Below are 12,722 nucleotides of genomic sequence, written 5' to 3' on the forward strand. Positions count from 1 at the left end.
ATGCAGCTCAGGGCTTTTTGTGGGCGATCTGCACGAAGATCTCGTTGGGCCGGACCATGCCCAGATCGTTGCGGGCCAGTTCTTCGACCATGCCCAGGCCTTCTTCGAGGTCGCGCACCTCGTTGGCCAGACGCTCGTTGCGCTGCCGCGCTTCTTGGTTGACCGCTTCCAGCGCGGCCAGTTCGGTCTTCATGCGCGAAACCTGGGGCACGCTGCCCCGGCCGAACCACAGCTGCGCGTGCAGCACGAGCAGCAGCGTGATCAGCAGGCCGGGGACGATGCGATGTGCCATTGGGCTGGATGGGTTGGTCTGGCGACCCTGGAGCCGCCAGTCCTGATCACTTCAGGTTGTAGAAGGCCGCACGGCCGGGGTACACGGCCACATCGCCCAGGTCTTCTTCGATGCGCAGCAGCTGGTTGTACTTGGCCATGCGGTCCGAGCGAGACAGCGAGCCGGTCTTGATCTGGCCGGCGTTGGTGCCCACGGCGATGTCGGAGATGGTGCTGTCCTCGGTCTCGCCCGAGCGGTGGCTGATCACGGCGGTGTAGCCGGCGCGTTTGGCCATCTCGATGGCGGCGAAGGTCTCGGTCAGGGTGCCGATCTGGTTGATCTTGATCAGGATCGAGTTGGCGATGCCCTTGTCGATGCCTTCTTTCAGGATCTTGGTGTTGGTGACGTACAGGTCGTCGCCCACCAGCTGCACCTTCTTGCCCAGGCGCTCGGTCAGCACCTTCCAGCCGTCCCAGTCGCCTTCGGCCATGCCGTCTTCGATGGAGATGATGGGGTACTTGTCGGCCCAGGTGGCCAGCATGTCGGTCCACTGTTCGGCGGTAAGTTGGATGCCGCCTTCGCCTTCGAGCACGTACTTGCCGTCCTTGTAGAACTCGCTGGCGGCGCAGTCCAGGCCCAGGGCGATCTGCTCACCGGCGGTGTAGCCGGCCTTGTCGATGGCCTGCAGGATCAGCTGCAGCGCGGCTTCGTGGTTCTCGACCGACGGGGCAAAACCGCCTTCGTCACCCACGGCGGTGCTGATGTGCTTGTCGTGCAGGATGGCCTTGAGGGCGTGGAACACCTCGGCACCCCAGCGCAGGGCTTCGCGGAACGACGGCGCGCCCACGGGGATGATCATCAGCTCTTGCAGATCCAGCGAGTTGTTGGCGTGTGCGCCGCCGTTGATGATGTTCATCATCGGCACGGGCATCTGCACGGCGCTCATGCCACCGAAGTAGCGGTACAGCGGCAGGCCGGCTTCTTCGGCGGCGGCGCGGGCCACGGCCATCGACACAGCCAGCATGGCGTTGGCGCCCAGGCGGCCCTTGTTCTCGGTGCCGTCCAGGTCGATCAGGGTCTTGTCCAGGAAGGCCTGCTCGGAGGCGTCCAGGCCCAGCACGGCTTCGCTGATCTCGGTGTTGATGTTCTCGACGGCCTTGAGCACGCCCTTGCCGAGGTAGCGCTTCTTGTCGCCATCGCGCAGCTCGATGGCCTCGCGCGAACCGGTGGACGCGCCGGACGGCACGGCCGCACGGCCCATCACGCCCGACTCCAGCAGCACGTCGCATTCGACGGTGGGGTTGCCACGGCTGTCCAGGACTTCGCGGCCGACGATATCAACGATTGCACTCATGGTTTCTACCTTTGGAACAAGTCAAAAAAGAAATCGGAACGGGGCGCTCAGACGCCCTCTACGGCAAACATGCGGATCGAGCCCGCACCCTCGCGCAGCGTGCGCGCATGGGTGTAGGTCTCGGAGTGGTAGTAGGCCTGCGCGGTGGCGATGTCCTTGAACTTCAGCACCACGACCCGCTACGGATGCCAGCCACCTTCGAGCGGCTCGATACGGCCACCGCGCACCAGAACCTCGGCGCCAAACTCCTGCATGGCGCGGGTGCTCCACTCGCGGTAGACCTTCATCTGCGCTTCGTCGGTGACGGTCACATCCGCAATGATGTACGCGCTCATTGGAAATCGTTCTCCAGCAGCGGATTTGTTTTGGTTACGGAATCGAGCGCGACCAGGGTTTCCAGCAGCGCCTTCATGCGGCCCAGCGGAACCGCGTTCGGTCCGTCGGACCAGGCCTCGGCCGGTTTCGGATGCGTTTCCATGAACAGGCCGGCCACACCCACGGCGACACCCGCGCGGGCCAGCACCGGCACCATCTCGCGCGCACCGCCGCTGACGGCGCCCAGGCCACCCGGCTTCTGCACCGAGTGGGTCACGTCGAACACCACCGGCGCGCCGGATTTGCGCATCTCGGCCAGGCTGGTCATGTCGGCCACCAAGTTGTTATAGCCGAAGCACACGCCGCGCTCGCAGGCCAGGAAACGGTCTTCCGACAGGCTGGCGTCCTTCGCGGCAGCGCGGGCCTTGTCGATCACGTTCTTCATGTCCCAGGGCGCGAGGAACTGGCCCTTCTTGATGTTCACCGGCTTGCCCGACTGAGCCACGGCGCGGATGAAATCGGTCTGGCGACACAGGAAGGCCGGCGTCTGCAGCACGTCCACCACGGCGGCGACCTCGGCCACTTGCGACTCGTCGTGCACGTCGGTCAGCACGGGCAGGTGCAGCTGGCGGCGCACCTCGTCGAGGATCTTCAGGCCGGCATCCAGGCCCACGCCGCGCTGGCTGCTGCCAGACGAGCGGTTGGCCTTGTCGAACGAGCCCTTGTAGATCAGCGGAATGCCCAGCGCGCCGCAAATTTCCTTGAGCTGGCCAGCGACATCGAGCGACATCTGCAGACCTTCGATGGAACAGGTGCCTGCGATCAGGAAGAAGCGCTGGTCCAGGCCGACGTCGAATCCGCAGAGTTTCATGGGGGCTCCGGTCAGGCCTTGGCGGCCTTCTGGTGCTCGACCGCCGCCTTGACGAAGGCGTTGAACAGCGGGTGGCCGGCCCAGGGGGTGGACTTGAATTCGGGGTGGAACTGCACGCCGATGAACCAGGGGTGCACCGTCTGCGGCAGCTCGACGATCTCGGTCAGCTGCTCGCGCTGCGTCAGCGCAGAGATCACCAGACCGGACTGGCGCAGCCGATCGAGGTAGTTCACGTTGGCTTCGTAGCGGTGGCGGTGGCGCTCGGTCACCACGTCGCCGTAGATGCTGTGCGCCAGGGTGCCCTTGGCCACGTCGGAGCTCTGGGCGCCCAGCCGCATGGTGCCACCCAGGTCAGAGCTGGCGTCGCGCTTCTGGATGCTGCCATCGGCGTCTTTCCACTCTTCGATCAGTGCGATCACCGGGTGCGGCGTGGCGGCATCGAATTCGGTGCTGTTGGCGTTCTCGAGGCCAGCCACGTGGCGCGCGTACTCGATGGTCGCGACCTGCATACCGAGGCAGATGCCCAGATAGGGGACCTTGTGTTCGCGGGCGAAGCGGGCTGTGGCGATCTTGCCTTCCACGCCGCGCTGGCCGAAGCCTCCGGGCACCAGGATGGCGTCGTATTGCGCGAGCTTCTGGGCGGCGTCGGCGCCTTCCATGGTCTCGGAATCGACGTGGTCGATCTTCACTCGCACATGGTTGCGCATGCCGGCGTGGCGCAGGGCCTCGTTGACCGACTTGTAGCTGTCCGACAGGTCGACGTACTTGCCGACCATGGCGATCTTCACCTCGCCCTGCGGGTGCTCGGTTTCGTAAACCAGATCGTCCCAGCGCTTGAGGCTGGTGGGCGGCGTGTTCAGGCGCAGCTTGTCGCAGATCAGGCCGTCCAGGCCCTGCTCGTGCAGCATGCGCGGCACCTTGTAGATGGTGTCCACGTCCCACATGCTGATCACGCCCCATTCGGGCACGTTGGTGAACAGCGAAATCTTGGCGCGCTCGTCTTCCGGGATGCGGCGGTCGGCGCGGCAGAGCAGGGCGTCGGCCGAGATGCCGATCTCGCGCAGCTTCTGCACCGTGTGCTGGGTCGGCTTGGTCTTGAGCTCACCGGCCGCGGCGATCCACGGCAGGTAGGTCAGGTGCACGAAGGCCGAGTTGTTCGGGCCCATGCGCAGGCTCATCTGGCGCACGGCTTCGAGGAAGGGCAGGGACTCGATGTCACCCACCGTGCCGCCGATCTCGACAATGGCCACGTCCACGGCGTCAGGCGTGCCGATGCCCGCACCGCGCTTGATGAATTCCTGGATCTCGTTGGTGACGTGCGGGATGACCTGCACCGTCTTGCCGAGGTAGTCGCCCCGGCGTTCCTTCTCCAGCACAGACTGGTAGATCTTGCCGGTGGTGAAGTTGTTGGTCTTCTTCATGCGCGTTTCGATGAAACGCTCATAGTGACCAAGGTCCAGGTCTGTTTCGGCGCCGTCGTCGGTGACGAAGACTTCGCCGTGCTGGAAGGGCGACATGGTGCCCGGGTCCACGTTGATGTACGGGTCGAGCTTGATGAGGGTGACTTTGAGGCCGCGCGATTCAAGGATCGCAGCCAGGGAAGCAGAAGCAATGCCCTTGCCAAGGGAGGACACCACACCGCCGGTGACGAACACGAATTTGGTCATGACTCGGGCGAGCCGGGCGCTCGCAGGAGGTGGAAATGGCGATTATAGGCGCCACCCCCTTGCCCGCCGGACGCGCGGACCGGCCACGAGACGGTCGGTCCGCGGGCCGTGGTGATCAGCGGTTGCCGCGCACCCGCAGCAGGAAATTCCGCTCCAGCTTGCCGCCGCCGCTGGCTTGGGCCGTCACAGTGACCAGGAAATCCTCGTCCTGACCGGAGGTGTTGTCGTAGCACTCGGGGAAGCCCTTGCAGGTCTGGGTGATGAGGCCGGTGCTGCTGTTGATGCGCAGATTGGCCAGCAGTGCCGCCACAGCGCTGCCCGAGGCGCTGACGCCGTCGACCTTGAACGTGTAGCTCAGGGTTTCGCCCGCGGGCGGGGTGGCCGAGGTGTCGATGGCCCAGCGCGACTGGGTGGCGGTGCTGCCGGCATACGCGGGATTGACCGGGCCGAAGTCGGCTTCGTTGCCCGAGTAGAAGCTTCCATCGGGCCTGATCTTGTCCAGCGGGTGGTAGCTGTCGCTGTCGGCAAACCAGGCGTTGGCCAGGGCACCTCCCGTGGGTGCTTCGCCTTCCGGGCCATCGGAGCCTCCTCCACAGGCAGCAAGGGAGGCCAGGACAAGGCTGGCGCTGAGGAGGATGGGAAGGCGGGTCATGTGCATGGCCAAGGGTGTCCTGCTGTGGAAGATTGGTCAAAGCGCAGATTATGGATTCGCGCGGCTCAGGCCTGTTGGCAGGCGTTTCAAACTGCTACATTGCGGCCATGAGCGAACTCGCCGGCAAACACATTGTCCTGGGACTATCGGGCGGGATCGCCTGCTACAAGGCGGCCGAACTCTGCAGAGCGCTGGTCAAGGCCGGTGCCACTGTCCAGGTGGTCATGACCGAAGCAGCCACCCAGTTCATCACGCCGGTCACGATGCAGGCCCTGTCAGGTCGCACGGTGTTCAGCTCCCAGTGGGACGACCGCAACGCCGCGGGGGTGGACAACAACATGCCCCACATCAACCTGAGCCGGGAAGCCGACGCGATCATGGTGGCCCCCGCCAGCGCCGACTTCATGGCCAAGCTGCTGCACGGCCGGGCCGACGATCTGCTCAGCCTGATGTGCCTGGCGCGTCCCATCGACAAGGTGCCGCTCATCCTGGCGCCCGCCATGAACCGCGAGATGTGGGCCCACCCGGCCACGCAGCGCAACGTGGCCCAGCTCAAAGCCGATGGCGCCACGGTGCTGGACGTGGGCGTGGGCGACCAGGCTTGCGGCGAGATCGGCGACGGGCGCATGCTCGAACCGGATGAGCTGCTGTACGAGCTCGTCCGTTTCTTCACGCCCAAGCTGCTGGCCGGCCAGCAGGTGCTGGTCAGCGCTGGTCCGACCTTCGAGGCGATCGACCCGGTGAGGGGGCTGACCAACCTGTCCAGCGGCAAGATGGGCTTTGCGATTGCGAGGGCGGCGCACGAGGCCGGCGCCCATGTGACGCTGGTGGCCGGCCCGGTCAGTCTGCCGACGCCACGGGGCGTGGGGCGCATCAATGTCAAGTCTGCGCTGAACATGCAGAAGACCCTCAGCGTGCTGAGCCAGAACGCCACGGTGTTCATCTCTGCCGCCGCGGTGGCCGACTGGCGGCCGGCCGATATCGCCGTGCAGAAGATCAAGAAAGACGGTTCCGGGCAGGTGCCGACCTTGGGCTTCGTCGAGAACCCCGACATCCTGGCCGGCATTGCCAAAACCGCCCGTGCCCAGAGCCTGGCGCTGTACTGCGTCGGGTTCGCCGCCGAAAGCGAGGACCTGCTGGCCCACGCGCAGGCCAAGCGCGTGCGCAAGGGCGTGCCGCTGCTGGTGGGCAACATCGGTCCCGACACCTTCGGCCAGGACGACAACGCCCTGCTGCTGGTGGATGAGCAGGGCAGCTCGGAGCTCCCCCGGGCGTCCAAGCTGCAGCTGGCGCGGCAGCTCGTGGTGGAGATCGCGCGGCGTCTGCCCAACCCCTCGCCGCTGCCAGCCACGACCTGACCTGGTACCGCCGGTTGCCCGGTGAGGGCAAGCTCGCTATCATAGAATAAGCAATTGCTTATTCTATGATTTAGAGGAGACGCCCATGCCATCCCGAATTCCGACCCACCGGCCCCCGGTGCCAGGGGCCCCTTCCGTCGCTGTCAACGAATCCCGGCGCCACTGGGTGCGGACCGCCGCCGGCCTGGGGGCCGCCGGGCTGGGCCTGGCCCTGGTGCCCGAGGTCCGGGTGTTCGCCCAGCAGGTGCAGGAATTCATCGAAGGCCCGCCGGTGCCGGACGTGAAGCCCGAGCAGCTCTCGCCGCACGTCTGGATGGTCTATGCCAAGGAGGGCTTTCCGACGCAGGAAAACCAGGGGCTGATGGCGAGCGTCATCTTCGTGGTGACGCAGAAGGGCGTGGTGGTGCTGGACAGCGGCGCCTCGCTGCAGATCGGCCAGATGGCCATCCGCATGATCAGGACCGTGACCCCCAAGCCAGTGATCGCAGTGTTCAACAGCCACTACCACGGCGACCACTGGCTGGGCAACCACGCCTTCGCCGACGTCTACGGCAAGGACCTGCCGATCCATGCGCTGGCCTACACGCGCGAGCAGATCGCCGGCCACGAGGGCAACCTCTGGCGCAGCCTGATGGAGCGCTGGACCAACCAGGCCACCCTGGGCACCAAGGTGGTCGCGCCCAACCAGACCGTGGAGCACGGGCAGGTGTTCGACTACGGTGACGTGCAGATCCGGCTGCACCACTACGGCCGGGCCCACACGCCATCGGACCTGTGTTTCGAGATCGTGCAGGACAGGCTGACCTACGTCGGCGACATCGCGATGGAGAACCGCATCGCCAACATCGACGACGGCTCCTACCCCGGCACCTTCAGGTACTACGAGGCACTGAAGAAGGCCGCGGGAGACCAGCTCTGGCTGCCCGGTCACGGCCGTGGCAGCAAGAACCTCCTGGACACCTACGGCACGTTCATGCGCGGCATCTGGGAGCCCTGCGTGCAGGCGGTCAAGGACGGCATCCCGCTCGATGGCGCCAAGGCGCTCGTGATGAAAGACCCCCGTGTCGCCAGCCGCGCGAAGACCATGGCCGGCTTCGACAGCAACATCGGCAAATACACCAGCCTGGCCTATCTGGAGGCGGAGAAAGAGGCGTTCTGACGGGGGGCACTCCCGAGGTCAATCAAAAAAGCAAGGTCGGAATCGCTTTTTTTTTGACCCGATCGTCAAAGCCTGCACAAGCCGACTGAGATCAGTCAATGCCCTATAGCAATGTTTGTTCCATGCAAAGTGGTGAGTCGTATCTCGGAAAAATCGGTCGATGACCCGAGAGTCGATGAGAGATTGCGACAGTTTGTCGTTGTTGTCGCGACGTGTTGTCGTGCTGGCGTGCGGGTCTGGCGCGCGCCGAGCTCTGCTATCGATTTCATAAGGATTTGTGCTCGGATGAAACCTCGCGGTTCATGAGGACAATTTCCTTGCTCTGCCGTGTAGCAGGCGCCCACGAGGTCGGACCGCCATGGTCCGCAGGAGAAAGAAAGCATGGACATGAACCGGAGGCAGTTCTTCCGGGTCAGCGGTGCAGGACTGGCGGCTTCCAGCCTGGTGGCGTTGGGCTTCTCGCCCACCGCGGCCCTGGCCGAGACGCGCAGCTTCAAGCTCGCTCGAACCACGGAAACCCGCAGCACCTGCCCGTATTGCTCGGTCAGTTGCGGCCTGGTGATCTACACCCTGGGCGACAAGGCCAAGAACGTCAAGTCGTCGATCGTGCATATCGAGGGTGATCCGGACCACCCGGTCAACCGAGGCACGCTCTGCCCCAAGGGCGCGGGCGTAATGGACATGATCCAGTCGCCCAACCGGGTGACCTTCCCCCAGGTGCGTGAACCCGGCACCAACGAGTGGAAGCGCCTCTCCTGGGATGAGGCGCTGACCCGTGTGGCCAAGCACATGAAGGCCGACCGCGACGCCAATCTCGTCAAGACGGTCGAGAAAGACGGCCAGCAGATCACGGTCAACCGCTGGAACACCACCGGCTTCCTCATCAGTTCTGCTTCTTCCAACGAATCCGGTTATCTGAGCGTCAAGGTTGCTCGTGGCCTGGGGATTGTCGGTCTCGACACCCAAGCTCGCATCTGACACGCGCCGACGGTGTCCAGTCTGGGCCCGACTTTCGGTCGCGGAGCGATGACCAACTCGTGGACGGATATCAAGAACACGGATCTTGTCCTTGTCATGGGCGGCAATGCCGCCGAGGCCCACCCCTGCGGTTTCAAATGGGTGACCGAGGCGATGCAGCACCGCAAGGCCAAGCTGATCGTGGTCGATCCCCGTTTCACGCGCAGCGCGGCGGTGGCGGACTTCTACGCGCCTATCCGCGTGGGGACCGACATCGCCTTCCTGGCGGGCGTCATCAACTACTTGCTGAGCAACAACAAGATCCACCTGGAGTACGCCAAGCTCAACACCGACATCACCTTCCTGACCAAGCCGGACTTCAAGTTCGAGAACGGCATGTTCAGCGGGTATGACGAGGCCAAGCGCAGCTACAACAAAGCCAGCTGGGGCTATCAGCTGGGCGATGACGGCTTCGTCAAGGTCGACGAGACCTTGCAGGACCCGCTGTGTGTGTACCAGCAGATGAAGAAGCACTTCAGCCGCTACACGCCCGAGCAGGTCAGCAAGATCACGGGCACGCCCAAGGACAAGTTCCTCAAGATCTGCGAGATGCTGGGCGAGACCTCGGCGCCGGACAAGGTGGCGACGATCTGCTACGCACTGGGCTGGACACAGCACAGCGTGGGTTCGCAGAACATCCGCACCATGGCCATGATCCAGCTGTTGCTGGGCAACATGGGTCGTCCGGGCGGTGGCATCAACGCGCTGCGGGGCCATGCCAACGTGCAGGGCATCACCGACATGTGCGCCTACTCGGAAGTGCTCTCGGGCTACATGTCCTCGCCCACCGAGGCCGATGTCGACCGTGAGACCTACCTGAAGACGCGCACCGGCAAGCCGCTGCGTCCGAACCAGATGGCCTTCACGCAGAACTTCCCCAAGTGGCACACCAGCCTGATGAAGGCCTACTTCGGGAACGCCGCCACGGCGGACAACCAGTTCGCGTATGACTGGATTCCCAAGCGCGACGGCGCCTACGACATCCTGGCGATGTTCGAGCGCATGCACCAGGGCAAGATGAACGGCTTCATCTGCCGGGGCTTCAACCCCCTGGCGGCGGTGCCGAACAAGAAGAAGCTCTCGCAGGGCCTGGCCAAGCTGAAGTACCTGGTGGTGATGGATCCGCTGGAAACGGAGACGAGCGAGTTCTGGAAGAACTTCGGCCCGCTCAACGATGTGAAGCCGGAAGAGATCCAGACCGAGGTGTTCCGCTTCCCCACCAGTTGTTTCGCCGAGGAGACCGGCTCCTTCACCAACTCCAGCCGCGTCATCAGCTGGAAGGAGAAGGCTGTCGATCCGCCGGGCGAGGCCAAGGTGGACTCGGAAATCATGGCGCGCCTGTTCATGAAGCTGCGTGGCATGTACGCCAAGGATGGCGGCACGCTGCCCGAGCCGGTAGCCGCGCTGGCCTGGCCCTACATCAACAGCAACGTGCCCAGCTCGGCCGAGCTGCTGCGCGAGATCAGCGGCAAGGCGCTGGCGGACCTCATGCCGCCACCGCCCGCGCCCAAGCTCGACGCCGCCGGCAAGCCGATTCCGGTGCCTGCACCGGCTCCTGGCACGCCGGCCCCGGCGCCGCTGGTGAAAGCCGGCGAGCAGATTCCGGGGTTTGCCGTGCTGCGCGACGACGGCACCACCGCCTGCGGCAACTGGATCTACGCCGGTTGCTGGAGCCAGGCGGGCAACCTGACCGCGCGGCGCGACAACAGCGACCCGAGTGGCCTGGGCGTGTTCCAGAACTGGGGTTTCTCGTGGCCGGCCAACCGCCGCATCCTTTACAACCGCGCCAGCGCGGACAAGGATGGCAAACCCTGGGACTCGAGCCGCAAATACCTGGCCTGGAACGGCAGCAGCTGGGCCGGCGGTCCGGACATCCCGGACATGCGGCCCGACGCGGCGCCGGAGCAGGGCGTCGGTGCCTTCATCATGAACCCCGAGGGTGTGGCGCGCCTGCATGCCACGGGCATGAACGAAGGACCGTTTCCCGAGCACTACGAACCGTTCGAGACGCCGGTGGGCTTCAACCCCATGCACCCCGACAACCCCAAGGCCACGAGCAATCCGGCCGCACGGGTCTACAAGGGCGACCTGGAAGCCTTCGGCAAGAAGGACGAGTTCCCGTATGCCGCCACGACCTACCGCCTGACCGAGCACTTCCACTACTGGACCAAACACTCCACCAGCAATGCCGTGACCCAGCCCCAGGCCTTCGTCGAAATCGGCGAAGAACTGGCCAAGGAGAAAGGCATCAGCCACGGGGACAAGGTCCGGGTTCGCAGCAACCGCGGCGAGGTGGTTGCGGCCTGCGTGGTGACCAAGCGCATCAAGGCGCTCGATGTCAATGGCCAGAAGGTGCACCACGTGGGCATACCGATCCACTGGGGCTTCAAGGGCGTTACGCAGAACGGCTACCTGGCCAATGCGCTGACCCCGTTCGTGGGCGACGCGAACTCCCAGACACCGGAGTTCAAGGCGTTCCTGGTCAACATCGAGAAGGCCTGAGGAGATCACCATGGCAAGTCTGCAAAGCCTTGACGTGGTGGCCCGCTCGGCCACCACGACCCCCACACCCCAGATCCGCACCGCGGTCCCGGAGGTCGCCAAGCTCATCGACGAGTCCAAGTGCATTGGCTGCAAGGCCTGCCAGGTCGCGTGCATGAACTGGAACGACCTGCGCGACGACATCGGACACAACGTCGGTGTCTACGACAACCCCGCCGACCTCACACCCAACAGCTGGACGGTGATGAAGTTCTTCGAGGTCGAGCCCGAGCAGGGCAGCCTCGAATGGCTGATCCGCAAGGACGGCTGCATGCATTGCGAGGACCCGGGCTGCCTCAAGGCCTGCCCGTCACCCGGCGCGATCGTGAAGTACGCCAACGGCATCGTCGACTTCATCTCGGAAAACTGCATCGGCTGCGGCTACTGCGTCAAGGGCTGCCCGTTCGACGTGCCGCGCATCTCCCAGAAGGACAACAAGGCGTACAAGTGCACCCTGTGTTCCGACCGGGTGGGCGTGGGCCTGGAGCCTGCCTGCGTGAAGACCTGCCCGACGGGCGCCATCTCGTTCGGGACCAAGGACGACATGGTGGCCTACGGCGAGAAGCGCGCCGGCGAGCTGAAGGAACGCGGCTTCCAGCAGGCCGGCCTCTACAACCCGCAAGGGGTGGGCGGCACGCACGTCATGTACGTGATGAAGCACGCCGACAAGCCCGAGCTGGTGGACCTGCCCAGCAACCCCACGATCAGTCCGCTGGTCTCGGTGTGGAAGGGCATCGCCAAGCCGCTCGCAGTCGCCGGGATGATCGGCGCCGTGGTGGCCGGGTTCTTCCACTACATGAAGGTGGGTCCTATCGAGGACAAGTCCGAGAAGGAGGAGGCGTGATGGCTCAGAAACTGCTCCTGCGCTACAAGGACAACGAGCGCATGAACCACTGGTTCCTGGCGCTGATGTTCTTCCTCGCCGGCCTGTCCGGGCTGGCCTTCTTCCACCCCAGCTTCTACTTCTTCACCCACCTCTTTGGTGGGGGGGCGTGGGCGCGCATCCTGCATCCTTTCATGGGGGTGCTGATGGTGATCAGCTTCCTGGGCCTGTTCTTCAGGCTCTGGAAGCAGAACACCTTCACCGATGCTGACCGCGAGTGGAAGAAGCACATGGGCGACATGCTCAAGGGCAACAAGGCATCGCTGCCGCCTGTGGGCAAATACAACTACGGCCAGAAGATGGTGTTCTGGGCCATGACCTTGAGTCTGGTCGTGCTGCTGGTCACCGGGGTGATGTTCTGGAGGCCCTGGTTCGACGGGGTCTTCCCGATCCCGGTCCAGCGGGTAGCCGTGTTGCTGCACGCCGTATCGGCTGTGGTCCTGGTCATCAGCACCGTGGTGCACGTGTACGCGGCGATCTGGGTCAAGGGCACTGTGCGGGCCATGACGCGGGGTACTGTCACTGAGAGCTGGGCCAAGCTCAACCACCCGCTGTGGCACCAGGAGATGACGAAGAAGTGAAGCCGGCCCCGCCTGCTGCGCGGGCGGGGCACATTTGTTGAACAAAGGATTTC

Annotated in this window: 10 protein-coding genes and 1 pseudogene; 5 read left to right on the forward strand and 6 right to left on the reverse strand. The window is 64.6% G+C overall.

The features are described from left to right. Positions 1-7: 7 nt before the first annotated feature. The 6 genes and pseudogenes from HFL01S_RS02340 to HFL01S_RS02365 form a co-directional block, all read right to left on the reverse strand. Positions 8-292, reverse strand: coding sequence for a septum formation initiator family protein (locus tag HFL01S_RS02340; RefSeq protein WP_066254115.1), 285 nt, complete (start codon positions 290-292; stop codon positions 8-10). A 46-nt stretch (positions 293-338) separates the two neighbouring features. Next, positions 339-1,625 carry a phosphopyruvate hydratase gene (gene eno, locus HFL01S_RS02345; protein ID WP_066254118.1) on the reverse strand — a complete coding sequence of 429 codons (1,287 nt, stop codon included), beginning with the start codon at positions 1,623-1,625 and terminating at the stop codon, positions 339-341. Between the two features lie 47 nt (positions 1,626-1,672). Further along, positions 1,673-1,960: pseudogene (locus HFL01S_RS02350) on the reverse strand (DUF1330 domain-containing protein). Next, on the reverse strand, positions 1,957-2,811 hold the full coding sequence (kdsA, locus tag HFL01S_RS02355) for a 3-deoxy-8-phosphooctulonate synthase (protein ID WP_066254122.1): 855 nt from the start codon (positions 2,809-2,811) through the stop codon (positions 1,957-1,959). The pseudogene HFL01S_RS02350 and the gene kdsA overlap by 4 nt, the downstream one beginning before the upstream one ends. A gap of 11 nt (positions 2,812-2,822) precedes the next feature. After that, the gene (gene pyrG, locus HFL01S_RS02360) at positions 2,823-4,478 is read right to left on the reverse strand and encodes a CTP synthase (protein WP_066254125.1); all 1,656 of its coding nucleotides are present in this window, start codon (positions 4,476-4,478) and stop codon (positions 2,823-2,825) included. Positions 4,479-4,593: 115 nt separating this feature from the next. Beyond that, entirely contained in the window at positions 4,594-5,130 is a 537-nt protein-coding gene (locus tag HFL01S_RS02365) for a hypothetical protein (protein ID WP_157538738.1), read from the reverse strand. A 107-nt stretch (positions 5,131-5,237) separates the two neighbouring features. On the opposite strand from HFL01S_RS02365, the gene coaBC reads away from it, so the two are divergent. The 5 genes from coaBC (at position 5,238) to HFL01S_RS02395 (ending at position 12,669) form a co-directional block, all read left to right on the forward strand. Further along, positions 5,238-6,488, forward strand: a complete 1,251-nt coding sequence (gene coaBC / locus HFL01S_RS02370) for a bifunctional phosphopantothenoylcysteine decarboxylase/phosphopantothenate--cysteine ligase CoaBC (RefSeq protein WP_066254130.1) — start codon at positions 5,238-5,240, stop codon at positions 6,486-6,488. A gap of 85 nt (positions 6,489-6,573) precedes the next feature. After that, positions 6,574-7,647, forward strand: a complete 1,074-nt coding sequence (locus tag HFL01S_RS02375) for an MBL fold metallo-hydrolase (RefSeq protein WP_084383049.1) — start codon at positions 6,574-6,576, stop codon at positions 7,645-7,647. A gap of 381 nt (positions 7,648-8,028) precedes the next feature. Then, positions 8,029-11,166, forward strand: a complete 3,138-nt coding sequence (fdnG, locus tag HFL01S_RS02385; protein ID WP_157538739.1) for a formate dehydrogenase-N subunit alpha — start codon at positions 8,029-8,031, stop codon at positions 11,164-11,166. A gap of 10 nt (positions 11,167-11,176) precedes the next feature. Continuing rightward, on the forward strand, positions 11,177-12,049 hold the full coding sequence (gene fdxH, locus HFL01S_RS02390) for a formate dehydrogenase subunit beta (protein ID WP_169802303.1): 873 nt from the start codon (positions 11,177-11,179) through the stop codon (positions 12,047-12,049). Continuing rightward, positions 12,049-12,669: a formate dehydrogenase subunit gamma gene (locus HFL01S_RS02395; protein ID WP_066254139.1), complete on the forward strand. Its 621-nt coding sequence runs from the start codon at positions 12,049-12,051 to the stop codon at positions 12,667-12,669. Before fdxH ends, HFL01S_RS02395 begins: the two co-directional genes overlap by 1 nt. The last annotated feature ends 53 nt before the right edge of the window (positions 12,670-12,722 follow it).

This window comes from Hydrogenophaga flava NBRC 102514, assembly GCF_001571145.1.
Lineage (GTDB): Bacteria > Pseudomonadota > Gammaproteobacteria > Burkholderiales > Burkholderiaceae_C > Hydrogenophaga > Hydrogenophaga flava.

What these genes read in the sequence shown, in the direction of transcription:
- fdxH (WP_169802303.1), top strand. Translation starts at nt 11,177, where the DNA reads ATGGCAAGTCTGCAAAGCCTTGACGTGGTGGCCCGCTCGGCCACCACG.
- HFL01S_RS02375 (WP_084383049.1), top strand. Translation starts at nt 6,574, where the DNA reads ATGCCATCCCGAATTCCGACCCACCGGCCCCCGGTGCCAGGGGCCCCT.
- pyrG (WP_066254125.1), bottom strand. Translation starts at nt 4,478, where the DNA reads ATGACCAAATTCGTGTTCGTCACCGGCGGTGTGGTGTCCTCCCTTGGC.
- HFL01S_RS02395 (WP_066254139.1), top strand. Translation starts at nt 12,049, where the DNA reads ATGGCTCAGAAACTGCTCCTGCGCTACAAGGACAACGAGCGCATGAAC.
- coaBC (WP_066254130.1), top strand. Translation starts at nt 5,238, where the DNA reads ATGAGCGAACTCGCCGGCAAACACATTGTCCTGGGACTATCGGGCGGG.
- kdsA (WP_066254122.1), bottom strand. Translation starts at nt 2,811, where the DNA reads ATGAAACTCTGCGGATTCGACGTCGGCCTGGACCAGCGCTTCTTCCTG.
- HFL01S_RS02365 (WP_157538738.1), bottom strand. Translation starts at nt 5,130, where the DNA reads ATGACCCGCCTTCCCATCCTCCTCAGCGCCAGCCTTGTCCTGGCCTCC.
- HFL01S_RS02340 (WP_066254115.1), bottom strand. Translation starts at nt 292, where the DNA reads ATGGCACATCGCATCGTCCCCGGCCTGCTGATCACGCTGCTGCTCGTG.
- eno (WP_066254118.1), bottom strand. Translation starts at nt 1,625, where the DNA reads ATGAGTGCAATCGTTGATATCGTCGGCCGCGAAGTCCTGGACAGCCGT.